Below are 24,010 nucleotides of genomic sequence, written 5' to 3'. Positions count from 1 at the left end.
ATATAAGGATACGCTAAATAATGCGCATAAAATGAAACATAAAAAAAAGGCTTATAAAAGTAAGAGTGCAGGCTTATTCACAAAACAACAGGAACCTAATGAGATAGAAAAGTCTACCTCTGAGATTTCTATTGTTAAAAGAAAAGAGGAAAAAAAACATCCAGATCGCTCTTATATATACAAAGAAGCCCTAGATTCTAACTATAGTGAAATAGAAGCTTTTAATGGCTTATGTTATCGCATGCTACTCGGAGAACATGCTGCGAAAGTGAGGGGAGTTCATGATGATTCAAATGTTACCATTGCTGCCGTCTCAAAACTTATTCCTGAGTATTTATCATTTTACAGCTATTATAAACAGAATAACAAGGTAGGAATAAGTACCGAAGATTTTATTAAATTCAAGTTTCCACAAATTTTAGTTGCAGCTTATTGCGAAGAAGAAAACGATTTAAACGCAGAAAATTTTGGGTTTGGACGTAATAGGGAAGGTGAGATAATTTCGGTTAAAATAGATCATGGTGAAAGTACATATCCTGTTTTATCCCAGCAAATGGATATACCTACTAAAAGTCAATTTATTATTACTGCACATGATATAATTAACTTCCCAAAATTAAAAGACGCAGGCCCCGCAAGCTTTGTCCATGAATATCCACCAAAATTATTAGATGTTGATGAATTAGTTCATAATGAACATTTTATCTCACAAAAATACTATACTTTTCTGAAACGCATTCTTATTGATGACCTTAATTATATCGAAATAGCAAACGCAACTGTTAGTTCAGAGGCACTGAGAGAACAACTTGTTGCAGATAAAATTGAAAGAACTGTCTTATTAAAAACTACACTACTCGCTATCCCTGAATTTAGGCAATACATTAATCAAAATCCTTTAGTCATAGATCAAATTATTAAAGAATTTATACAATTTAACGATGAAATTAGAAAACCAGATGATATGCGTTTGAGAATCGATATACAAAAAGTAAACTCTAATTTTTTAGATATTGTCAAAATTTGTAAAGAAATAGACCAACCTAATTTGACTCGAGAATTGAGCGAAGAAGAATTAATTGCCTTACAAAATCTTCCCGACGTATTAGACGAAATGGAATTAGAAATTGACAACTTCGAAAGAACTCTTATAGCGAGTGAAGTAATAAGTGACTTGCCTTTATATAAAGAGATTGAAAAGCCGACAACCTCAACTGCATTAAATGTACCTCAGATAGAAGAAACTAGAATAACTTCCTCGTTATCTCCAACTAATGCTCTTCCGGATCAATTAAAAGTTAGGGGTAATATTATTAAAATTCCTACTAGTGAGAGAGAGCAAAACATTTTCGCTGTAAGCGCAGTATTAAATAATGATGATTTAATGAAAGGACGAGATGGTACTATTCCTACTATTATTCAAGACATACGCGCTATTATTGAGGGTATGGATTATTCAGATGATCAAAAAATTGCCGCCGCTATTATACAAATCAAGGATAAAATAAATAAATCAGAAGAAAGGAATCATAGTAAGAATACTTTGCAAATTATTGATGCATTTAGTCAACCGAGCCATATAAATTTCAGGGTAATTCGAGACTCTTTGTCTAAAAATGAATCTATGGAAAAAATAATGGCTCCTGTTAAAATGGTGCGTCTGGACTAGTTATGTCTTGATTTAGCTCCTCACCACCAGAAACTTCCAATATCAAGCCCAATTTCTCTAGGTAGTTTCCATGAGCATTACAGAAGGATCAATTACATTTAATATTTTGAGCAGCATCATAAAGGAATAAATCCTTTTTTATTAGTGCTCCAAGAAAACTATGCTTTCTTTAGGGTAGGGTAAATCGATTGCAACTTATTGATTATACTCGGTTCTCATGGTGGCCAGAGGCAGAATCGAACTGCCGACACGAGGATTTTCAGTCCTCTGCTCTACCGACTGAGCTATCTGGCCCCGAGGGTTGCTATTAGACTCCGAGAAGCGTTTTGAGTCAAGTGTTGAATGCATTTTTTTTTAAAAAAAATCATTTTTTTTTGGAGATTGGGTTTTACATTTAAGTACTAAGGAATACTTTATTTTACACTTTATGTTTTTTGTTCGATTTATGGTTAATAGTTGTCCTTATTTAAGTTCTAAATGAATGCTTTATGGATTATTCTCGATCAAGTTGGGAGGGATCTTCTTATTTGTGTTGTATTTGCTCAGTGTTTTGGAGTAAAGGGAGGTTTTTGAAAATTATTTTTGCCTTTGGACTTTTTAAGAGCACTATCATTTATTCTGACGCTTTTTCTTGGAAACTTATATGCTTGCTAATCGATTAAGTACAAATCCATTTAGTTCTGGATCCCGCGGACAAGCCCGCAGGACGTAGGAAATTTTATAAGAATAGAATTAACAATTAGCAAATACCAAAAAACAAATAACAGGGTAGCTGGTGGGATAGTTCAGCCCGACCTTATAACGGGATTTAAATATTTATTCGTTTTGAATTATTCAGGGGTGTAACCTGCTGGTTTTTCAGAGCCGTCACCAAAAAAATATTTTTGCATTTCTTCTTTTAAAAACTCACGGGCTTTAGCTTCCATTAAATTGAGACGGTATTCATTGATGATCATGGTTTGATGGGATAACCACATATTCCAAGCTTGTTTTGATACTTCGTTATAAATCCGTTCTCCTAATGCACCAGGAAAGGGGGGTTTTAATAAACCTTCGGATTCTTGTTTTAACTTACAGCAATGTACTATTCTGGTCATATTTTGCCTCTTATTTCCAACCTATAAACGTTGCATAGTTTACGTATTATTCGGCATTTGTGTAGTTAAAAATATATATTTTTAGTCGGACCGGTGTTTTGCCTGCGCCAGTAAAATATGTTGGGATAAAATTTGCTCCTGTTCATTCGTTAATCCATTAAAGCATACTGCTGTACGATAATTATGTTCGTTTTGGTACTGACTATAGACTACAGTTCCTTCAACGATTATGGGTATCATTTTGGGTTTTGTATAGATGACTAATTTTAAAAGAGTTTTCTCTTTAATGAGATCTGGAGTTTTAAATGCCATTCCACCTAAACTGATATTGACTTTGCGCAGTTGAATGGTATTTGTCATTAACATTTGTCGTGATAAATAATCTATTTTGGCGTTGAGTAGGTTCAGGTAATGGGCTACTGTTGGTTCTTTGAGGGCAATGACTTGGGTCAACTCTGCCAACTCATAATCAATTTCTTGAAAATAATGTGCTGCCTCAAGATATCGCTGTCCATTTTTTCCTAAAAGTTGATCTACAACTGCGCGATCAGGACACAGTTCCCCTGGTTCCATAATTCGGTAGTTAAAATAAATATGATCTTCTACCCGAAAATGTTGACGTCTTTCATGTATAGGCATAGTAGCTCCATTAACTGCATTTTAGTAAACAAGTCTCCTTGACTTCAATTACACGACATACTTAGTTGTTCTTCTTGTCTCATATCCAATGCTGATGAGTTTGATGATGATTGTGTTATCCACTCATCTTCTTTCTTCTCTTCCTTTGTTTCATTGATTTCATTGGATTCAGTTTGATTCGATTCATTTTGAAACAAACTTGTTGTTAAAACGTGCATCCAAGGCATTAACAGTGCTTCCAATTTCAATATCACTGTTTTCGCAGAGTCAGAGAGCATTCGACTTTCATGTTGTGCTTCAGTGTAATTGGTTGCAGTTTCCACTCTGAGGATGCATTCGTCCAGAAAGTCTGTGAATTCCGGATTTGTTATTTTATCTTGCCTTACTGCTTCTAATACTACAGCATTAAATTCAGATACTCTATCCAGCTTCAATGCGGCAATAAATGCTGCACTTAGATTTTTTGGGATTTTTGAAGGAATCATTAGCTTTTGTAGTTGTTGTTGCGCGTCAAAAAAGAATTTTTTAAGGAGATGCATGCCAAAACCTTTATCATAAGCCCTATCAATATGTTCTTTGAGGTGTTTCTCGGTTTCCGTGATGCATTTCAACTGTTCATCAATAGGAATTGAAGAATTCATTTTTTCACGATACGTTGAAATCGTGTTCATAATATAAGTTCTATTTCCGGCTTTATATGCTTCCTTGATGAGATCCAAATCCGCTGGATCCAAATAGTTTGTAGAAAGATCCAGTACCAGTCTATGTTCGGGATGAAGCAAATCCTCTCTTAAAGCTGCTAGATGAACTTTAGTTAGAGTTATTGTTTTAGAAGAGGTACTCGTAATAGATTCACCCCCACCACGTCGCTTAATAAAATCCAACAGAAGTGAAGAAACCTTATCACTAAAAGTTAATTGGATTAAGTTATCACCTAGGTCTTCTATTTTCTTAATTTTATTCAGTTGTCTGTAAGTCCATGGATATTTAAATGGACGACCATCATCACTGAATAATATAGGATTATGCAGTAACTTTTCAAAAATTAAGACTTGTCTAATCTCTAAAATACCTACATTACCGCTTGTTTGCGGCAGCATTTCGTCGATGTACTTAAGACGCTCCATAATTCGAGTTCGGAGTATCTCTGCGTCTTTTTCAAGCACGATCAAGTCGCTCAGATTAGTTGTTAATTGGCTTTGTTTTTCGAGGCTTAATTGCTTTTTAAATTGGCGTTTAATCCGGTTTTGTTGTTTTTGATGTTGCCATGCGACATGAGTGAGATATTGACTCAGTTTTTCGCCTATGGAGCGTAATTGCATGATGCTTTGAAATTTGGAACTCATTGAGGAATCTTCAATGATAGTACGATTGCGTCCTAAACCATGGCGAGTATGTTTTTTAAAAAATTCTACGGGTATCAAACACAAGCGTGAATCAAGAATAAATTTGTGTGTATCCATAAGCGATTGATCAAAAATAAAAAGTGATTTTGCTGTTTTTAAAGCCTTGTTTTGACAGTTGCCACCAATTGTATCGGTATCACTACATAGATAAAGCAAACCAAGAGCGTTCCCAAAATCATTAATAAAACAATCCGATTGAATTCCTTCACCTAGGGGTTTAATCGTTGAATAATGTGTATAAGTTTTTCCTGCTAACCATGCATAGAATGATTTTCCTAAAGAAAACTCGCTAAGTAAACGAATCTCTGAAAAAGGGATAAATAAGGCAGGGTGTCCATTATGGAAAATTGTAGTTGTGGCCGTCGTATCTAATCCAAGTAATCGGGAAATATTTAGTGCCATAGCCTCATGTTGAACTTCTTTAATATCACCGTGTTTGGGTAATTTTATAATGGCTTCGGTGCTGAGCTTATAGAGCTCTCTTTCAGTGTGATAATCCTCAATGCTGAAACCGTCCTCTTTCGCACAAAGACGACGCAACTGTTCGTTTACAGTCCAAAGACTAATTAACGAGATTTTTTCGGTTACACCGCCTACGTTTTCTTGGAGGGTGCAATAGTAAAGTTCTGTTCCATTATCTTGTGGAACATTAATTCGCTTTAATTCGTTTATTTTATTGAGATCCAAAAGTATATTTAATTTTTTTTCTAACTTTTCTCTTTGTGATTTATCATTAGATAATCGCTCTATTTCTTCCTCATACCGTTGGATTAATGATGTTATATGTATTGAGTTTGATGCGTCAAAGGGTTTAGCGTCTGGAAAGGTCTGGGTCAGGGTATAAAGTTTTGCTCTACAGCTAACTATTAAATGTTCTAACTCAGTATCTATATTTTGAGGAATATACGTTGGGCGTTCGTAGTAGTCATCTTTGGGTAATTGAAGAATTTCATGGGCATTCCGGGTATAACGTATGCCTTCTTCAGCTTTTTTGAGATCAACGCTTTTTAATAGAGGAGGGGAGCCCCCTTTTTCAAAAGTAGTAGAATATTTAATGATGCCACAAAACTCACGCCACTGATCTGGGTCTGTTTCCAGGGTTTGCAGGTTAAATAAACCATTATGATGAAGATCGATATGATCTAATAATTTTTCAAAATCGGTATACAGCGTCCGATCCATATTTTGCATTTTTACTGCAACAGGATTTTCACTTTTTTCTTTTAAAAAACGTTTAATAATCCTGTTTTTTTGCTCCAACTCCATTGGTTACATCCTTATAAAACCAATTTGACCTATTTATAATATAGACAATTTTTTTATTTTTGGTCAAAAAATACTTTAGGGATTTACGTATAATAATCAATACAAATAAAGATGAAAACTATATTAAATTACAATAACTTAGTGGAAGGGTCTTTTTATTGGGTTTTAAATCTTAAAATAAGTTTTGGAGAGTAAGCGCTCTTCCTTGAGCCCCTTGTTGTCATTTAATTACGTGCATTAACACTTACGTGTTCTGGGCTGTTTGTTTTAAAAATGTCCTCAACTCTTGGATGGCGCGAGCCTATCTCGCCTCGAAAAAGCGTGGAGGGGACTCGGTGGGCAGATTTTCTTTGTGGGTCGCCTACGTCCTTATAGGCCTTTGCAAGTGCCTGGAAAAATCTATAATTTTCTGCAAGAGTAACTGAATCCTTCCTGGTATGCTGCGTTTTTTCTTCAGTTGGAGACGCAACCTTTTGGGGTTCAGTGGGAGGTACAGCAGCAGAGCTTTGTATGGAAGTAGAGTCTTCTTCTGAATTTTTAGTATCCTTTTTCGTAGCAACATCATTTATAATTCTAGTTTCAGAGGGTAAGAGATCCTCATCTGATTCCTCTGCCTCTTCCTTTTCTTTTTTAAGCATATGGGATTGGGAAACTTTGGTTACTTCGGTTTCATCTATAGCTTCCTCCTCCTCGCAGATTGATTCCTTGTTATTTAATTCTCGTATCTCATCCAAATGGACCTTAAAGTATTCTTTAAAGTTTTTTGCTTCAGTGAGGCCCAAACTATCAAGTTCTTCTGCGGGTAAGAATTCAAATTGAATAAAATGAGTTTGAAAGTTTTGATCATTAAAATCGAGTGAAATTTCGATCTTGTCTGCCGTGGTTACTCTTGCAACTCTGAAAAAGCCAAAGGAGAGAGTATGGATCATTTGTCGCCACCAACTTGCAGAGTTCCAATCCTGGGTAAAAAGGGCGGTTTCAATTGCTTGAGAAATTTCAGAGAAATATTTTTTCGAATAATTTTGATAACATTTGGTTGCTAACTTTTCCGCAATATAGTTTAAACGCGGCTCGCTAGGATAACGGTCTGAAATGGCAGAAAAAACTACGTTTGCTCGTTCTAAATAGTTTATACCTTCAAGCTCCTGGAAATATAGAAGTTTTTTAACCTCATGTAACTCTTGCTCAATACCTAAACTTTTCGCAGACAGTTCCTGTTCAAGTTGTTGATAGAAAAAGTCGGTCTCATGATTAATATAGGGGAGTAATCTTTGGAACTGTTCGATAGTAAGCCTTTTCCCTTCTTCAAAACGCGTTAGTTCGTCAACAAGGATGGTCAAGTTAGTTACGGCACGATAGGGTTTATGAAAATGAGCAAGAACATTACCTTTTTCCTCACGGGATTTCTCTGGTAATCTACTAAGTTGGGTCACGATCAGAAATTCTTTGAGGGCTTTACCTATCTGATAGGACATTAATTGTTTTACGTCAATTCGTGTCGTCCGCGCTGTAGGTGTGTAATTTTCACATTCATCATCGAGACAGGCAAGATATTGCGGGGGAGCATATCGCGGAGTGCTGCGCAGGTCATTGGCAAGTGGTTTTGGAGAGCGAACAAAAGTTTTGCGATCGCTCACCAGCAGTTTGTTCTTGTGGACCAAAAAATTAGTTAATTTGATATCTGGATGATAAGCACCGGCTTGTTGAAGTTTAAGGCAAAAGTCATTAATCTGACTGAAATAATATTTAGTTATTGCCGCAATGGTTTGTTGTGACTGTCCCTTTAATTTTTTCGCGACGTCAACCAAACTTCCCTGTTCAGCAAATTGACTTATTACAACAGGTTTGTATTCAATTTCTTTATTATCTTCTGTTTTGAATTGCATCATAAACAGAGCAGCATCATTGATGAAATACTTTGCTACAGGAAAAGAATGGAGATCTTGTTCGAAACCCAAATCGTTTCTATCTTCTACTCGAATCACAAGATCTTTCCAACGTTTCATTTTGAATTTGAAATTGTAATTATTGACATGTTTCTCGCCTAGAGGTTCTGTTTTATACTCAGAGCTTTGCAGATCACTTTCGCCTTTGATTGCACTAATTTTTCTTTTGGCAAGGCGTAAAATTTGCTTATGCTCATCCAGGCTTTTTTTCAGAATGGTATCCTTTTCAGCCAATTGATTAAGACGATAACTTATTGCCAAAAATTGCGATTTTACTTGGGAAAACGGTTCATTACTTTTTAATAATGTGTCACGTTTTTGCATCAGCTCATAGAGATCTTCTCGGGATTCCATCACCTTTATTTCAGATGCATCTATTTGCTGTGCTACTGCTTTTGCAAATTGAAATCCTTTAAAAAAAAACGAGCCGTCAGGATTTATGCCAAAAGCTTTCAGATGAGCTTGCCAACTATCTTTATCGGTTGCTGCGAGCCACTTGTACTCACCCTCAAATATAGGGGTTGAATTGATGGAATAATTGATCTTCTGTAATTGAAATAAACGTTGAACTACATCTTCGGCTGGTATTTTATTAAATTCTTGTATTAATCTTCTTAGCCTTCGGTGTTTCGCGCTAATTGGTTCTACTCTTAATCCCATGGGGGTACTCCAACGTCAAAAAATCAGAAAAGATAGAGTTAATATTTTTAATATGAGAAATTCATTTCTTTTTTGAGAAGTTTAGAAATAAATTACTGAAACTTTAAATATCAATCCCATCAGTAATTTGAAAAATTGCGTAAAATTACAACATAGTCCTCTTTATCTTTCAAGAAATATGAGTAGGGAAGGTAATAATTGCATCAAATCGACTTTTCAAAAATTTATAACAAAGTCGTTCCGTATTTTAGCTTATCAAGAGCCTTTGAGAGGATGTAATTCCTAAGAAAACTACTATCTTAAATAGTCTGTTTTATGATTTAATATTGACTATTTCCAGTATAAGAAAGGGTTATCATGACTTTTGTAGTAACAGAAAGTTGTATCAAGTGCAAATACACTGATTGTGTTGAAGTATGTCCTGTGGATTGTTTTTACGAGGGACCGAACTTTTTGGTGATTCATCCTGATGAATGCATTGATTGTGCGTTGTGCGAACCTGAATGTCCAGTCAATGCAATTGTTTCTGAAGATGATTTAACTTCCGAACAACAGCAATTTAAAGAATTAAATGCGGAACTCGCTAAAACATGGCCTAATATTACTGCTAAAAAAGATGGACCGCCTGACGCCAAAGATTGGGAAGAGGTTAAGGATAAACTTCAATACTTACAAAAAGAGTGGTAGAAATCAATTCGCTTGCTGAATCTTGTCAGCGATATCTCAGTGAAAAAGGAAGACTTTCCACTGCCATTCCTGGATTTGTGGCGCGAAAGCCACAGTCCGATTTGGCTGTAGCAATTGCTACAGCAATTGAAGATAAGTCAATTTTAATTGCTGAAGCAGGGACTGGAACTGGTAAGACTTTTGCCTACCTACTTCCTTGTTTGTTAAGCGGAAAAAAAGCGCTAATTTCTACAGCAACCAAAACACTACAAGATCAACTCTATCAAAAAGATTTACCCACTTTAGTAAGAGCTTTGGGCCTATCTGCGCGCATCCAAAATCTCAAAGGGCGATCGAATTATATATGTCAATATCGTGTGGAGTTGCACTCTGAAGAAGGGCAATTTCAAAGCCCACAATGTGCCCACGAAATCGCACATGTTCGCAGTAAATTATCGCAAATGAAAAACGGTGATCGATCTGAATTACCTGAGTTAAGTGAAGACTCTCCGGTTTGGCCTTTTGTGACTTCAACTGTAGATAATTGTTTGGGTATTGAATGCGCAAATCATGATACCTGTTTTTTGCTCAAGGCTCGTAAACGTGCGTTGGATGCGGATGTAGTCGTGATAAATCATCATCTCTTTTTTGCTGATTCACGCTTGAAAGAAGAGGGATTTGGAGAGTTATTGCCGGGTGTGGATGTAATTATTTTTGATGAGGCACATCAGCTGGCTGAAATAGCCACGCATTTTAATGGCGAGCGAATTGGCACGCGTCAATTTCGTGATTTATTAGATGATCTTATTAAGGAATGGCCTGCTGTAGATCTTGCAAATCAACCTTTAAAAGCATTAAGTCATAAAGCAGATACGTTAATGGATGAGTTGTTGACTAGCTTGCCGGGAATAGATGATCGAATAAGCTGGGAAGAATTAAAAAATAACAAATCATTTATGAGTGTGTGGAATGAGTGGTTAGCATTAAAAGACAAGGTGTTGGAGTGCTTCAGTGACCTCTCACTTGCCGAATTCCCAGGTCTTGCGCGTTGTAAAGAACGTTTGCTGGAGTTAACTCGGGTCTTATTATTTTTTACTCAAGATAGTAATAATAAAATACGTTGGCTCGAACGCTTTAAACATACGCTAGTTTTTCATGTTACTCCTTATGATGTGGCTGAACCATTTAGTGAGCTACTCAAGCGCCAAGACAGTACGTATGTATTTACGTCCGCAACTTTAACCATAGCAGATTCGTTTGATTGTTTTTGTAAGCCTTTAGGATTGTTTGAAGCCAAGACTCTATTATTGCCGAGTCCTTTTGATTATCGACAACAAGCATTATTATACTTGCCCAGAGGATTACCTGATCCTAAGGATTCAACTTATTATGAATTATTAGTATCTCGTGCTATTCCTCTAATTGAAGCTCTGGGCGGGCGTTGCTTTGTTCTGTTTACCAGTCATAAAGCGTTAAAACAAGTTGCTCAAATGATGGGCAATATTTTAAAATATCCCTTATTAATTCAGGGAACCGAAGCAAAACCCATTTTACTTGAGCGTTTTAGGCAATTGGGCAATGCCGTTTTATTGGGGACTGCAACTTTTTGGGAAGGCGTGGATGTTAAAGGTGAAGCTCTTTCATGTGTTATTATTGATAAATTACCCTTTTCTAGCCCAGCGGATCCGGTAGTTCGTGGGAGAATGGCTTATTTAAAGGAAAAAGGCCTGTCGGGTTTTGACGAGTTATCTTTACCTGGAGCAGTCATTGCTTTAAAACAAGGTGTAGGACGTTTAATTCGTGATAATACAGATAAAGGTGTTTTAATGATTGCGGACCCTCGCTTGACCAGCAGAGATTACGGTGGTCGTATTTTGGCCAGCTTACCTCAATTACCGAAAACTCGCGATGAACAAAAGGTACTTAACTTTATTAAAGAATTAGAGCTGGATTATGAAACTGTTAGCGATTGATACATCTACAGAGACTGCTAGCGTGGCTTTGTTTACTGGGGAAGAGTTATTTTGTGAAGAACAAAATAATCAAAAAACACATGCACAATTTATTGTACCGATGATCGATAAGTTGATGGTGAACGCTGGTTTACAAATGAATCAGCTAGACGGCATAGTATTTGGTCGAGGCCCTGGTAGTTTTACCGGTTTACGCATCGCATGCAGTATTGCAAAAGGTTTGGCTTATGCGAATGACTTGCAATTGATTCCTGTGAGTAGCCTTGCCGCAATTGCTTGGTCAGTTCGCCAGCAAAAACAAACAAACCATATATCGGTATTGACGGTGTTAGATGCACGTATGCATGAGGTGTATTGGGCTTATTTTGCTGAGAATCAGTGGGAAGCAGGGGAGCACGTTAATCCAGTTAAAGAGCTTCACCTCCCTGAGAATCACTCAGTAATTCTTGCAGGAGTGGGAATAGATCTATATTGGAATGATTTTACTTCAGAAATTAAGTCCCACATCAGTGATAAAATAACTATGAACCCTTCTGCAGCAGCCATGATTCAGTTTGCTCAGAGTTCTGGGCAAAAACCGCTTTCAGCTGCTGAAGCGCAACCTGTATATGTACGGAATAAAGTGACTTAAGCTCATAGGAGAAATTTTGTGGATAAAAAATTATTGGAAATATTAGTGTGTCCTTTATGTAAGGGAAAGTTATTGCTAAAGAAGCAAGAACTTATTTGTAAATTTGATCGACTGGCTTTTCCTATTCACGATGATATTCCAGTTATGTTAGAGCATGAGGCTCGAGTTATACCCTTAGAAGAAAAGGATGAGCTATAACAAAGGAATAAAGTCGCATGGGTGGAGCGTAGCGGAACCGGAGTGGGTTTTTATCCTATCTCAAACCCGATTCCGCATTAACCACGCCCGTCTTATGATTAGTGAGAAATCTTTTACGCCAGTACAGTATAAATGCGGGGATCATCATCATGAGGATTCCTAAAGAAAAAACCAGGCGAAAGTGAGCGGCACTACCAAAGTTCATAAATTCTACGGGCGGGATGAAACCTACGATTAGGGTCATACTACATCCACATAAGCCTAAAATACATGTCAAATAATAACCTAATTTTTTCCCTGGGATCGCAAAAGGTCTTTCAAGGTGGGCGTACTTGCTTTTTAATTTCCAAGCTGCAATAAACATGAGAACATACATCATGATGTAGAGTTCGGTACTTAGAGCAGTAAATAACCAATAGATGGCATTGACACTAGGAAATAGGAGAAAACCACTGCATAAAAGGGTTACTAAAATAGCCTGCATAATTAATATTCGCGAAGGCATGCCTCGTTTATTTAATTGACACATAAACTTGGGAAGAAAATTATGATTGGCTGCCATCAGTAGACCTTTAGCAGGTGATATGATCCAATTAATCATACTTCCTAAACTTCCTAATAGGAGTAATGCGATAAGAATTGGCAACAGCCATTCTAGATTATAAGCTTGAAAAAAGTTATTAAAGGCTTGGAGTACCCCATCAATTAGACTAATTTTTTCTTTTGGGAGAACGAAAGCGATAGCTAAAGAACCAAAAATCATCGTGGTTAAAATGAGCAGCACAGAGAAAAACATTGCCCGCGGAAAATTAGTTTGTGGCTTATGTACGTTACGAACATGAACTGCAGCCAGTTCCATACCCAAGAACGAAGTCATAATTGCGGTGAGCGATACCCAGGATTGACTGTCTTTCCAGTGCGGTATTAAATGAGAAAAACTCATATCTATTGCGATAGGATTTCCTTTAAGGACCCAAATCAGTGCTAAAACAATAATAAAGCCCATAGGAAGTATCATTCCCAATATGGCACAAAGACCAGCAAAGTGTGCTGAGGCGCGTAAGCCAGATAAAGCGATTAGGGTTAATGACCAAAATATTACTAAGATCACTGTGATGAGATAGTATTTATTTTGGGCTAATTCAGGATTGATTAAATAAGCTAACACCCCTGCGATAAAGGATAAAATAGTTGGGTACCAGACTAATGTATTGATCCATTGCAACCAAATAGTAAAAAAAGCTAAGTTTTCGCCATACGCATGTTTTACCCAACTATAAATTCCACCTTCTTCATCAGACCATGTAGAGGATAATTCAGCAGCTACTAACGCAACAGGAATTAAAAAAACAATTGCTGAAAAGATAAAGAAAAAAATTAATGAAGAGCCAAATAGGGCAGTACCCGGCAGATTTCTAATGCTGTCAATTGCACCCGTAATGAGTAAGATTAAAGCAAATACAGATATTTTTTCAGAAGACCAATTGTTCATTAATTAAAACGACTTATTAAAATGCAAGGCATTATATAGGAAGTTGGTGAAGGACGTTACTGTTTATTTTATCATAAAGAGTTAACCTTTGTTACTTTTATGTAAAGTAAGCGACTCCTGAAGATATTATATCTTCACAGAACAAGTGGAATCTTTTTTATCATATTCCTAGAGACAGGTTTTTGACGGTTAAAATTTAAGTTGTATCAATAGCTAAAAACCTGTCGATAATCTTTAAAATTATAGAGTTATGGAGTGGCCCAAACTGGACACTTTCTCATTAGACTCATCCACCTTTATTTGTTTGGGACGTGCAAAGAATTTCCCTTTCTCTTTGGATGGAGATAAACACTCTCTTTTAATGGTTTTTAAATGATTATCGAATTCGAGAAAAATTTCTATTTTTAATTGATAATCGGATTCTCTGTGATCGCTGTTCTCTTTATAAAATTCCACGGCTTTACCGCTTAGCCTCGTTATTTTTTGGTGTAAATCATTTTTTGATTTGCAATGATCGCGTAATTTCATAGCTTGTACGGTAAATTCGAAAAATTGTGCTTTGTATGCTTCTATTTTCATTTTCAATCCTTTTAGATTATAAAATAGGTTTCCTAACCTCATGAATAAAAAGCAAAAAATATGCCGTTTTCATTTTGACGTTAAAGAGTACTTAAAACAATTACGGATTTTTATTTTCTTTATTAAAACCACCTTTACATACTGGGGAAATCAAAACAATGTTTCCTCTGCGTTCCCATTCATCTGGAGTAAATAAATGCATACTTAAGGCATGTAATCCATGATCAAATTCTTCTTTGAGCAATTGATTTAACATTCTATGTCGTGCAACTCGCGATAAATCAATAAATCGAGAAGAAACAACAGTCAGCTTAAAATGAGTTTGCGCCCCTTCAGGAACATGATGATTCGCTGATTCATCTTCGACATCTAAATAAACAGGAACCAATTCTTGATTTACTAATTCTACAATCCGATTCTTACGTGACATATACAACTCTTAGTTAATTATAATAAAAAAGCCGCCATCAAGCGGCTTTTTAAACAAGATACTATTAAATTCTGCAGTTTGCAGGAACGTATCGGTTATTGGCGGCATTATTCACCGCACAAGCCCAGGTAATTGGTGCAGTGGGTGGTGTACCGGCAACCAGAGGGTTCCCATTCGCTGTAGGAGTTAAAGTTAAGACAACGTTATTAGCTAGAGCGGTATAAGTGACAGTGATTACACCAGTAGCTGGTGTAACAGCAACACTTGCAACACTCGCTGTAGCTGGGGGTGCACTCCAACCTAAGTCCAAGGCAGCAGACCCAGTTGAAGCATTTTCAGAGATCGTAGTCTTTGCGGAGGAGGCGAGACTTAATCCTTCTGTCACACGAGCTCTAACGACGTAATCCTGATATGCAGGGATAGCAATTGCTGCAAGAATACCAACTATTGCTACCACTATCATTAATTCAATTAAAGTAAAGCCTTTTTCTTTCATTATCTGCTCCTAATGATTGGTACAACGATAAATATGCAAATAAAATGCCATTTATCAATAATTTACAACTCATTTAGGCCAAATACAACCTGCCCTGGCTAAAAAAGGAAGTCCTCTTTACTCGCCTTTATTTTAATTGTAGCAGATGTGATGGTTGGTTGCTTAATTTAAGAATGAGACTAGTTAATAAATTATTAGATAGGGTACGGGATTGTAAAGCGGATCAATTCAAATATAAGACAACCTGGACTTAGCTGTTGCTACACCCAGGCTTTCTTTTAATTTATTTAAGTACTTTGGGGACTAATTGATTTTTCAAACGAACATAATCAGGTAACCCATTAATGTAGTCCGGGTATGCTTCTCCTTGAATTAAGGGAGACAAGTATTTTCTACACGCATCAGTAATACTCATACCATCAGTTCCGATATATTCTGCTGGCATCGCTTTTTCTTGGTTTGCGACCTTAGCCAATGGAACTTGTCCAATAGACCATTTGTAGGGCTCATCTTGCTCACGGATAATGATGGGCATGATGGCATTATCACCTTTTATTGCATATTCTACTGCAGCTTTGCCAAGCGCATAGGCTTGTTCTAGATCCACTTTTGAAGCGATATGACGAGCAGCACGTTGTAAATAATCTGCAACGGCCCAGTGGTATTTATAATTGAGTTCAGTTTTTATGAGCTGAGCGATGACTGGTGCTACACCACCTAATTGAGCATGTCCGAATGCATCACGAAGTCCTGCATCACTTAAGAATTTACCTTCTGTGTTACGAATTCCTTCTGACACGACAATGACACAATAACCATATGTTTTGACACATTCATCAACCTTACTCAGGAATTTTGCCTGTTGGAAAGGGACTTCAGGCAATAAAATAATGTGGGGAGGCTCATCAGGTTGTTGACTGGCCAATCCGCTTGCTGCGGCAATCCATCCTGCATGACGTCCCATCACTTCAAGAATAAAAACTTTGGTCGATGAGGCAGCCATAGAAGCCACATCAAAACCTGCCTCTTTGGTTGAAATAGCTACATATTTGGCGACCGAACCAAACCCTGGGCAAGCATCGGTATAAGGAAGATCATTATCAACGGTTTTGGGTATTCCAATGCATGTAATTGGGTATCCCATTTTTGTCCCTAATTGCGATATCTTATGAGCTGTATCCTGTGAATCCCCACCACCATTATAGAAAAAATAACCTATATTATGGGCTTTAAATACTTCAATCAGACGCTCATATTCTGCACCTTCATCTTTAAGTTTGTAACGACAGGAACCGAATGCTCCAGAAGGTGTTTGCAATAATTTGGCAATATCGGCATCACTCTCAAGGGATGTATCAATAAGTTCTTCGTGTAAGGCACCGATAATTCCATTTTTAGCGGCGTATACTTTGCCTATGTGTTGAGGATATAACCGAGCAGTTTGCAGCACACCACATGCAGAGGCATTAATCACAGCTGTTACACCACCAGATTGAGCATATATCGCATTTTTTATAGTCATTCTTTCTCCTGGTTAAAGGTCATCGCTTATCTCCATTTACTTCTATGAACGTCAAATGAGACAAGTAAACTTTTAAATTCTTATTTTTTGATTTTCATATTCATTTATCACTGCATCAATACTCTGAATTAATTCGGCAAAAGGAGTAGCCAACTCTTCAATTGAAGCAGCATGTGCAGCCAGTTTTTCTACATGAACTACTTTTTTCTGTAATGTGGGCACGCCGGAAAAACAACATGCTCCATGAAGTTTATGAGCCGCTTCTCCTAATTTTTTAATGTTTTTATCATGCATTAATTGAATGAATTCTTCTCGGTTCTGATGTAATTCTTCCACAAAGCGCGCAAGAAACTCTTCTGCCAACGCTTGATTTCCTGAAACTTTCTGTACGCATAATTGCCAATCAATCGCAGCATGTTTTGCTTTATCGGCGATTCGAATGATTTGGGTGAGTAATTGTTTTTCATCAATAGGTTTTTGCAAACAAAAATCGACGCCCGATTTTTTCAAGTCAATACTATTCACATCTCTTCCATTTGCACTGATTAAAACAATGGGGGTATGCCGATTAAGTTGTGATTTTTGACGAATGAGCCGAGACGCTTCTAATCCATTTATTTTAGGCATTTGTAAGTCAAGTAAAATGAGATCAAACTTTTTGTCATTACAAGCCGAGACAGCCATCTCACCGTCGTCTACCGCAGTCATGTCTGCATGAGTACCTAATAGCGAGTTAAGAAGCATTTTGTTCACTGGGTTATCTTCTGCAATGAGCAAATTAAGCCGCATAAAACGTAGTTGCTCCCTTAGGCTATCTAATTCATGATTTGTTGGTTTTTCAACATTTTCTAAGCTGGTAAGCGATTCAATTACATCTTGAAGTTTTTGAATACTAATTGGCTTATATAAAAATCCTTGAGCTCCAAGCGCGGTATAATCATTAATAAGCCATTTAGAAACCAATACATAGGGGAAATAATTATTTTCTGAGATTAGTTTGCCAATTTTTTGTTCATAGCCTTTGTTAATATTGAGAAATGCAATTTTACAGTCTTTGTTATTCTCCAGAGCCTTCGCAAGACGATTAAAGGAGTTGACCGCGACACATTGTATTCCCCAATAACCTAAACCATTACAAAGCGCTTCTAAATGCAGGGAATTATCATCAAAGCACAACATTTTAAACTGAGCGAAAGGGTGTATTTGATTTTTTTCTATTTCATAAGCAGCCAGCTTTTCAACTTTGACCTGAGCAGTAAAGCTTGAGCCTTTATTGAGTTCACTGGTAAAAGAAATACGGCCATGCATTTCTTCACAAAGTTTTTTGCAAATAACCAAACCAAGACCCGAGCCGCCATATCGACGCGTAATGCTTGTATCTGCCTGGTTAAAGGCTGTAAATAGTTTACTTTGATCCTCAGGAGAAATACCCAGACCTGTATCGGTAATTGTGATACTTAAAGTGTAATCCTTATCAGTTTCTTGCTCTACTTTTGTGCGAACTAACACATAACCATGATCGGTAAATTTAACCGCATTGGTCACCAAATTAGTAATAAATTGCTTGATCCTAAAAGGATCGCCTAAAATAATTTTGGGTACATTGACATCGGTTATAGGAATTAAATCAATTCCCTTTTTATGAGCAGTGGGCGCTGCAAGAGTAAGAACTTCATCAATACAGTGACGAATATTTAACGGAATGCAATCTAGATGAAGCTTTCCGGCATCGATTTTGGAAAAATCAAGAATGTCGTTAATTATTCCTAATAAATCTTGGGCAGAGGCTTTGATCGTTTTTACATAATCCAATTGTAATGGATCAAGCTTGCTTTCCAATAAAACATTGGTGAATCCAATTACTCCATTCATCGGTGTACGGATTTCATGGCTCATATTGGCAATAAATTCTGATTTTTGCCGGCTTTTTTCTTCAATTTTCTTCTTTTCAAGTGAGAGTTCAATATTTTTTTCTTCCAGCAGTTCGAGACTTTGTTGTAAATCTTCAGTAGCAACTTCAATATGTTGATTCAAATCCCGGATTGTTTCGAGGTATTTTTTTTGCAGATGAGCACAACCTTGCTCAATAATGCCTAACTCACCTGGACTTGTTGTTTTAATTTCGGTTTCAAATTCATTCCGTAAAATTTGCTTCATACTTCGACGTAAACGGGAAATAGGTAAATAAATACGTTTGGAAAGAAAATAGTGAATGGTTAGTCCCATTAGCAAACCAAATAAGGTAATAAAGATGGTAACGATGAGCATTTGATAGCGTTTTATTATCATAGAACGCGTATCAATATCGATGGATAACCATCCTAGAATGTCATCCGCCCGTGTGGCCATGGGGCTTAAGAGCTTCTTGAGAGGGGAGCTGGAATAAAGATTGAATTTTGGAATAGTAACGGGTGCAATAAAATTAATCGTAAAAGGATTTATTTGTTTGCTTTCAATGTAATCTCCCGTGAATTTAGGGGGATTAAACGGTTTATTCAAAGAGTGTTTTCCACCGCGATATGCAAGTAATTGTCCATCACTACTGTAAAAGGCAAGTGCGATTACTTCGGGATTAATGGTGGATGCATTAATTAAACCCTGTAAAGTACGATCATCACGCCGCAGCATAGCATATTGTGCTGCAGGTAATAGTTGGCGGATATACGCTTCTCCTAATCGGGACATGTGTTGCTTTAAGTCATTACCAAATAGTCCATTATAAAAAATAGCGAGGAGCAGGGCGACTAGAAAGGCTGGAATGAGGGTGGTAATTCTCAGTTGATACTTAATACCAATGCGTTTCAAGATAACTCACCAATAGTTCGAGTAATACTTATATTTTAGCCTGAGTAGGGCATAGTGTAACCTGAAATGATTGTACAATATCAAGTGACTTGCTTCACCCAGGCTGCAAAGTCAGTTATTATAGCCCGATTATTTTATTCCTTACAATGTGGAACAGATTATGACTGTTAGAACCCGATTTGCACCAAGCCCAACTGGATTTTTACATGTAGGTGGGGTAAGAACTGCTTTATTTTCATGGCTTTATGCAAAACGCCATCATGGTGAATTTATTTTGCGCATAGAGGACACCGATCAGGAACGTTCTACTCAAGAATCGGTGCAAGCTATTCTAGATGGTATGGCTTGGTTGGGTATGGATTATGCTGAAGGTCCTTATTATCAAACGGCGCGTTATGAGCGATACAACCAGGTGGCGCAACAATTTTTGGATGAAGGAAAAGCTTATCGTTGTGAATGCAGCAAAGAACGTTTGGAAGCGTTACGAACGGAACAATTAGCTGCCAAAGAAAAACCTCGTTATGATGGCCATTGTCGAGATAAAAATTTGCCTTTATCGGATAAGCCTTTTGTAATCCGTTTTAAAAATCCGGAGCACGGAACTGTATCCTTTCACGATGAAGTATATGGCGAAATTCATGTAGCCAATAATGAGTTGGATGATTTGATTTTGGTGCGTTCTGATGGCCATCCAACCTATAATTTTGCTGTGGTTATCGATGATGCGGACATGAACATTACCCATGTAATTCGCGGGGATGATCACATTAACAATACCCCACGACAAATTAATCTGTTTCAGGCATTGAACGCTTCTATCCCCGTATTCGCTCACTTGCCTATGATTTTAGGGGAAGATGGTAAACGTTTGTCTAAAAGGCATGGTGCTGTCAGTGTATTGCAATTTAAAGAATTAGGTGTTTTACCCCATGCGTTGTTAAATTATTTAGTTCGTTTAGGCTGGTCTTATGGGGATCAGGAAATTTTCAGCATTAATGAAATGATCGAGCGCTTTGATTTAAAAAATGTAAGTCGTGGTGTTTCCAGTTTCAACTATGAGAAATTATATTGGTTAAATCAACATTATCAAAAAAATGATCCAGTTGAGGATGTTGCTGAGTCCTTGCGTTGGCATTTTGAGCAGGCGGGAATTGATATATCCAATGGACCTAAATTGACTGATTTGGTTTCTATTCAAGCTGAGCGGTGCAAAAACTTGAATGAAATGTGTCAAATGAGTTTATACTTTTTCACTGATTCGATTGAGTACGATGAAGCTGCGGTAAAAAAGCATTTACGTCCGGTGATTCTGGAGCCATTGACCGCACTTTATGAGCAGTTGCACAAGATAAGTTCCTGGGAAAAAGATCATTTGCAAGAATGCATTAACGATGTCAGTGCAAAATTTGATATCAATATGGGGAAGATAGCCCAACCTTTACGAGTAGCCGTAACTGGCTCGAGTATGTCACCATCTATTGATATGACATTAACTTTATTAGGCAAAGAAAGGGCATTAACCCGTCTCAACAATGCCTTAGAACAGTTAAAAATTAGAGCACAGGCAACTAGCTGATAACCACTTATGGACTGCAGGTTGATTTAGAATATTAACCTGCAGATGCAAGCTCGTATTAAATCACATACTGAATTAATAGGAGAGAAATTTTTTATGTAACAAGGATGGTATCTTATGAAATTAAAATCAATACTCCTGGGGTTAGGCTTAATTCCTTCTTTGATTTCGCCAATATTGTTCGCAGCTTCAGAGGCAACTTCTAATATTACAGCTCAATTACAGAACGTAATCGATGATTATTATACAAAGTACAATCAAAAAGAAAAATTCACTGCTATTGCAGCCTCTGTTTTAATTCCTCAGAATCAAACCAATTACCAAAAAGAAATCAAAACGGTGGTGCACGGGACTATGGGATATCCTCCTCTATCCCAACCTATTACTCCAAGCAATTTATTTGATATTGGTAGTATTACTAAATCATTTACGGCGTTGATTATTCTGCAATTGCAAACTGAAAATAAATTGTCTTTAGATGATCATTTAGGAACATGGTTACCACAATATCCTAATTGGAAAAATGTCACTTTAAGACAGCTATTAAACATGACCAGCAGGATCCCCAATTACTCTGCAGATGATGAATTTTCTAAGAAAATGGAGTCTCATTTGGATGCTGTTTGGACGGATGAAGAGTTACTTAAGTATGCCCATCCGGAAAAACCACTTGAGACGAAAAAGGGAAATCTTTTTGAATATTCAAACTCTAATTATATTTTAGCTGCTTTAGTTATAGAAAAAGTAACCAATGATACATTTGCCAACCAATTAAAATTGCGAATTCTTAATTCTCAAAACGGTTTAAATGATATGTTTTATTTGGCTGGGCCTGATGGTCAGTCTCTAGGAAAATCGATTGAGGCTCGAAGAGTTCATGGATATTTTTATGATGAAACAGAGAATAAACTAATTGATACTTTAAGTAATGATCTCTCTTGGGCTGGAGCTGCGGGTGCCATTGTGGGTACAACTGAAGATGTCGCTCGGTGGGTTCAACAGCTTTATCATGGCACATTAATTAAGCCGATTTTCAGAGAGCGGATTCTAGCCGAATTAGAGTCCGTTGTATCAATGAAAACAGGAAAAACTATTCCTACAGTGACAGAAAACGATCCTTCTGGATTTGGCTTGGGTGTGGGATATCTTTACGATAAAGATCTGAAGCAACGTTTTTGGGTGTATAAAGGCAGTACCTTAGGGTTTCGGGTCATGTATTTTTGGCAACCCTGCAATAATGTGACTACCGTGGTTGCTTTAAATGGTAAGGGAGGGGAGGGAAATCCTCAGTCTAAACTCGGTGACGAGATTATTAAAGCAAACCGGGATTTGTATAAAGTAATTTTGCAAAATTACCCCGAATTACAGTGCATGTCTTGAGTAATCCTCTTTGCTCCTTCGCTTCCATTTAGAAGGGGCTCATTCTAATTTCACCGATAAAACCGTTACCTTTTATTATAAATTCGATTCTAGTTGGTTTGCGTACATTTCATGTGATACAATTTGCGCTCTAAGTTCAAAAGATAATGATTATGTCAAAAAATAGCCCACCGCCTGATTTGCTAAAAGTTAATAAAAAAACGGATCATTTTTTTATTTCAATTAACAAACAAGGACCGCATGCTTTTCTAATGCTGGGAGTATATGACCAAAATAAAGTCCGTCGTTTACTTTGCCGCGTAGGTAAGTTTGGTTATCCCAGTGGGGCGAAGTGTGACCTTCATTTAATGCCTCAACTACCAAAAGATCTCACAGCATATAAATACGACTATATATATTGTCAGGATCAAGGTATCCAAAAGTTGTATTACGTTCACCAAAAAGTAGTAAAGATTACTGAAAATGGAAAAGACACCGATGGAGCAAAAACTAAAAAAGTACCGTATGCTGAAGAAGTAAATATTGCTGACTATGATGAACTGAATACAAATATAAATCAAATTAACCCGCAGAAAGCTGCCCGATTACATCTAAGTGCTGAGCAAGTTCTTCAAATAATTAACTCTAATGGAGGCCATGTTCAGACTATAAATGCAGATTATTTTAGGCAAATGGGTTTCCTATGCAATTCTCTTTTTTTTAAGAATAGGGGACAATTAACGGATGAAGGGATCTTTCGAAAAAAAATACAAAGGGATCGAATTAGTTATCAAGCGTACGATATATCCTATGAACAATATCTCGAGTTTGTCAGCATATTAGAAAGTTTGCGCGCCCATAACGAATTTGAATATTACAAGCCCGACTCAACAAGCGGGGATGAAGTCACATTAAAATTAACTAGCACGAAAATTGAATCCTCCCCCGATGTAAAACCAATTCCGAACGATCGTTTAAATAAAATAAAAGCGAGTATTAGTGAGTTACATATTGGTAATACATGTAGACATTCGGCAATAGCGCTTCTTGAGACAATTCGGCATGCCCCAGTATCTTCTTTGGTTTCATCTATCTTTTTTATGGATTTACCTTGTGAAACGGTGTTGGAATATGGGAAGCCTTGTAAAAGAATCCCATACTATGTACTTCCACCACCCCCAGTAACCATCGATGAATCAAATAACACAAAGAAGAAAGTAATTACAATGCTGTACTCAAGAATGGAAAATATGCTACTCCTGGAGCCTAACTCTTCTAGTACTCAGAAGAAATTCTTGAGACTCAAAGAATTATATTTAGACATAGTGGGACCCAGTAAAAGTTCATCTATAGAGCAATTATTGATATATATCCGGACTTGGAAAGATCAAAATAAAGGTGATTTACAAGTTTTGAGAAAAACATACTTTTGGGATGATCTTCCTTTTATTAAACGACAATCGTCCACTATGAAACTGATAAATCAACTTGAAGAAGAGCTTCAAAAAAATAAAACACCTGAACTAAGTAGTTAGCGAGTATATTGGGTGTTCTATTGTGAATCTAAAAAGATTATTATAGATAATTCTAGGGGGTTTCT

General features: G+C 36.9%; 18 protein-coding genes and 1 tRNA gene. 8 read left to right on the top strand and 11 right to left on the bottom strand.

The genetic code is table 11. The features are described 5' to 3' along the window. The first annotated feature begins 31 nt into the window (after positions 1-31). Positions 32-1,669 carry a hypothetical protein gene (locus tag HBNCFIEN_RS10105; RefSeq protein ID WP_182390971.1) on the top strand — a complete coding sequence of 546 codons (1,638 nt, stop codon included), beginning with the start codon at positions 32-34 and terminating at the stop codon, positions 1,667-1,669. Positions 1,670-1,887: 218 nt separating this feature from the next. On the opposite strand, the gene HBNCFIEN_RS10100 is transcribed toward HBNCFIEN_RS10105, so the two are convergent. The 5 genes from HBNCFIEN_RS10100 to legK7 form a co-directional block, all read right to left on the bottom strand. After that, positions 1,888-1,963, bottom strand: a tRNA-Phe gene (locus tag HBNCFIEN_RS10100). A 536-nt stretch (positions 1,964-2,499) separates the two neighbouring features. Further along, a complete protein-coding gene (locus tag HBNCFIEN_RS10095; protein ID WP_182390970.1) occupies positions 2,500-2,766 on the bottom strand; it encodes an oxidative damage protection protein in 267 nt (88 codons plus the stop codon). 81 nt (positions 2,767-2,847) lie between these two features. Further along, entirely contained in the window at positions 2,848-3,405 is a 558-nt protein-coding gene (locus HBNCFIEN_RS10090) for a PilZ domain-containing protein (RefSeq protein WP_182390969.1), read from the bottom strand. 44 nt (positions 3,406-3,449) lie between these two features. Further along, a complete protein-coding gene (locus tag HBNCFIEN_RS10085) occupies positions 3,450-6,077 on the bottom strand; it encodes a hypothetical protein (protein ID WP_182390968.1) in 2,628 nt (875 codons plus the stop codon). A gap of 224 nt (positions 6,078-6,301) precedes the next feature. Next, positions 6,302-8,683, bottom strand: coding sequence for a LegK7 family Dot/Icm T4SS effector kinase (legK7, locus tag HBNCFIEN_RS10080; RefSeq protein WP_182390967.1), 2,382 nt, complete (start codon positions 8,681-8,683; stop codon positions 6,302-6,304). A gap of 357 nt (positions 8,684-9,040) precedes the next feature. Here legK7 and fdxA point away from each other — a divergent pair, with 357 nt between their 5' ends. The 4 genes from fdxA to HBNCFIEN_RS10060 are packed head-to-tail and all read left to right on the top strand — an operon-like array spanning position 9,041 to position 12,151. Beyond that, positions 9,041-9,370, top strand: a complete 330-nt coding sequence (gene fdxA, locus HBNCFIEN_RS10075; RefSeq protein ID WP_182390966.1) for a ferredoxin FdxA — start codon at positions 9,041-9,043, stop codon at positions 9,368-9,370. Beyond that, complete coding sequence (locus HBNCFIEN_RS10070) at positions 9,364-11,322, top strand: ATP-dependent DNA helicase (protein ID WP_182390965.1); 1,959 nt, start codon at positions 9,364-9,366, stop codon at positions 11,320-11,322. Before fdxA ends, HBNCFIEN_RS10070 begins: the two co-directional genes overlap by 7 nt. Beyond that, positions 11,303-11,953 carry a tRNA (adenosine(37)-N6)-threonylcarbamoyltransferase complex dimerization subunit type 1 TsaB gene (gene tsaB, locus HBNCFIEN_RS10065; protein ID WP_182390964.1) on the top strand — a complete coding sequence of 217 codons (651 nt, stop codon included), beginning with the start codon at positions 11,303-11,305 and terminating at the stop codon, positions 11,951-11,953. Before HBNCFIEN_RS10070 ends, tsaB begins: the two co-directional genes overlap by 20 nt. Before the next feature lie 18 nt (positions 11,954-11,971). Next, positions 11,972-12,151, top strand: a complete 180-nt coding sequence (locus tag HBNCFIEN_RS10060) for a Trm112 family protein (RefSeq protein WP_182390963.1) — start codon at positions 11,972-11,974, stop codon at positions 12,149-12,151. Between the two features lie 55 nt (positions 12,152-12,206). Here the strand turns inward: HBNCFIEN_RS10060 and HBNCFIEN_RS10055 are convergent, their stop codons facing one another. The 6 genes from HBNCFIEN_RS10055 to letS all read right to left on the bottom strand — a co-directional run bounded on the left by HBNCFIEN_RS10055 (position 12,207) and on the right by letS (position 19,478). Beyond that, complete coding sequence (locus tag HBNCFIEN_RS10055; protein WP_182390962.1) at positions 12,207-13,643, bottom strand: APC family permease; 1,437 nt, start codon at positions 13,641-13,643, stop codon at positions 12,207-12,209. 240 nt (positions 13,644-13,883) lie between these two features. Further along, the gene (locus HBNCFIEN_RS10050; protein WP_182390961.1) at positions 13,884-14,222 is read right to left on the bottom strand and encodes a hypothetical protein; all 339 of its coding nucleotides are present in this window, start codon (positions 14,220-14,222) and stop codon (positions 13,884-13,886) included. A gap of 100 nt (positions 14,223-14,322) precedes the next feature. Next, positions 14,323-14,652: a BolA family transcriptional regulator gene (locus HBNCFIEN_RS10045; RefSeq protein ID WP_182390960.1), complete on the bottom strand. Its 330-nt coding sequence runs from the start codon at positions 14,650-14,652 to the stop codon at positions 14,323-14,325. A 64-nt stretch (positions 14,653-14,716) separates the two neighbouring features. Next, a complete protein-coding gene (locus HBNCFIEN_RS10040; protein ID WP_304599254.1) occupies positions 14,717-15,148 on the bottom strand; it encodes a pilin in 432 nt (143 codons plus the stop codon). A gap of 283 nt (positions 15,149-15,431) precedes the next feature. Further along, positions 15,432-16,670 (bottom strand): 6-phosphofructokinase, encoded by a 1,239-nt coding sequence (locus HBNCFIEN_RS10035; protein ID WP_182390959.1) that lies wholly within the window; start codon positions 16,668-16,670, stop codon positions 15,432-15,434. Positions 16,671-16,742: 72 nt separating this feature from the next. Beyond that, on the bottom strand, positions 16,743-19,478 hold the full coding sequence (letS, locus tag HBNCFIEN_RS10030; RefSeq protein WP_182393670.1) for a two-component system sensor histidine kinase LetS: 2,736 nt from the start codon (positions 19,476-19,478) through the stop codon (positions 16,743-16,745). A gap of 157 nt (positions 19,479-19,635) precedes the next feature. Here letS and gltX point away from each other — a divergent pair, with 157 nt between their 5' ends. From gltX to HBNCFIEN_RS10015, 3 genes are all read left to right on the top strand, one after another. Beyond that, positions 19,636-21,051, top strand: a complete 1,416-nt coding sequence (gltX, locus tag HBNCFIEN_RS10025; RefSeq protein ID WP_182390958.1) for a glutamate--tRNA ligase — start codon at positions 19,636-19,638, stop codon at positions 21,049-21,051. A 117-nt stretch (positions 21,052-21,168) separates the two neighbouring features. Continuing rightward, complete coding sequence (locus tag HBNCFIEN_RS10020; RefSeq protein ID WP_182390957.1) at positions 21,169-22,431, top strand: serine hydrolase; 1,263 nt, start codon at positions 21,169-21,171, stop codon at positions 22,429-22,431. Positions 22,432-22,583: 152 nt separating this feature from the next. Continuing rightward, positions 22,584-23,945: a hypothetical protein gene (locus tag HBNCFIEN_RS10015; protein WP_182393730.1), complete on the top strand. Its 1,362-nt coding sequence runs from the start codon at positions 22,584-22,586 to the stop codon at positions 23,943-23,945. Positions 23,946-24,010 lie beyond the last annotated feature (65 nt).

Source organism: Legionella sp. PC997 (assembly GCF_014109825.1).
GTDB lineage: Bacteria > Pseudomonadota > Gammaproteobacteria > Legionellales > Legionellaceae > Legionella.
Note: the sequence above shows the minus strand (reverse complement) of the source record. Positions and strands in the feature narration are given on the sequence as shown.

Bases quoted from the DNA above. Each gene is read 5' to 3' on its own strand.
- HBNCFIEN_RS10105 (WP_182390971.1), top strand. From the start codon at position 32: ATGAAACATAAAAAAAAGGCTTATAAAAGTAAGAGTGCAGGCTTATTC.
- HBNCFIEN_RS10095 (WP_182390970.1), bottom strand. From the start codon at position 2,766: ATGACCAGAATAGTACATTGCTGTAAGTTAAAACAAGAATCCGAAGGT.
- HBNCFIEN_RS10090 (WP_182390969.1), bottom strand. From the start codon at position 3,405: ATGCCTATACATGAAAGACGTCAACATTTTCGGGTAGAAGATCATATT.
- HBNCFIEN_RS10085 (WP_182390968.1), bottom strand. From the start codon at position 6,077: ATGGAGTTGGAGCAAAAAAACAGGATTATTAAACGTTTTTTAAAAGAA.
- legK7 (WP_182390967.1), bottom strand. From the start codon at position 8,683: ATGGGATTAAGAGTAGAACCAATTAGCGCGAAACACCGAAGGCTAAGA.
- fdxA (WP_182390966.1), top strand. From the start codon at position 9,041: ATGACTTTTGTAGTAACAGAAAGTTGTATCAAGTGCAAATACACTGAT.
- tsaB (WP_182390964.1), top strand. From the start codon at position 11,303: ATGAAACTGTTAGCGATTGATACATCTACAGAGACTGCTAGCGTGGCT.
- HBNCFIEN_RS10055 (WP_182390962.1), bottom strand. From the start codon at position 13,643: ATGAACAATTGGTCTTCTGAAAAAATATCTGTATTTGCTTTAATCTTA.
- HBNCFIEN_RS10050 (WP_182390961.1), bottom strand. From the start codon at position 14,222: ATGAAAATAGAAGCATACAAAGCACAATTTTTCGAATTTACCGTACAA.
- HBNCFIEN_RS10045 (WP_182390960.1), bottom strand. From the start codon at position 14,652: ATGTCACGTAAGAATCGGATTGTAGAATTAGTAAATCAAGAATTGGTT.
- HBNCFIEN_RS10040 (WP_304599254.1), bottom strand. From the start codon at position 15,148: ATGAAAGAAAAAGGCTTTACTTTAATTGAATTAATGATAGTGGTAGCA.
- HBNCFIEN_RS10035 (WP_182390959.1), bottom strand. From the start codon at position 16,670: ATGACTATAAAAAATGCGATATATGCTCAATCTGGTGGTGTAACAGCT.
- gltX (WP_182390958.1), top strand. From the start codon at position 19,636: ATGACTGTTAGAACCCGATTTGCACCAAGCCCAACTGGATTTTTACAT.
- HBNCFIEN_RS10020 (WP_182390957.1), top strand. From the start codon at position 21,169: ATGAAATTAAAATCAATACTCCTGGGGTTAGGCTTAATTCCTTCTTTG.
- HBNCFIEN_RS10015 (WP_182393730.1), top strand. From the start codon at position 22,584: ATGTCAAAAAATAGCCCACCGCCTGATTTGCTAAAAGTTAATAAAAAA.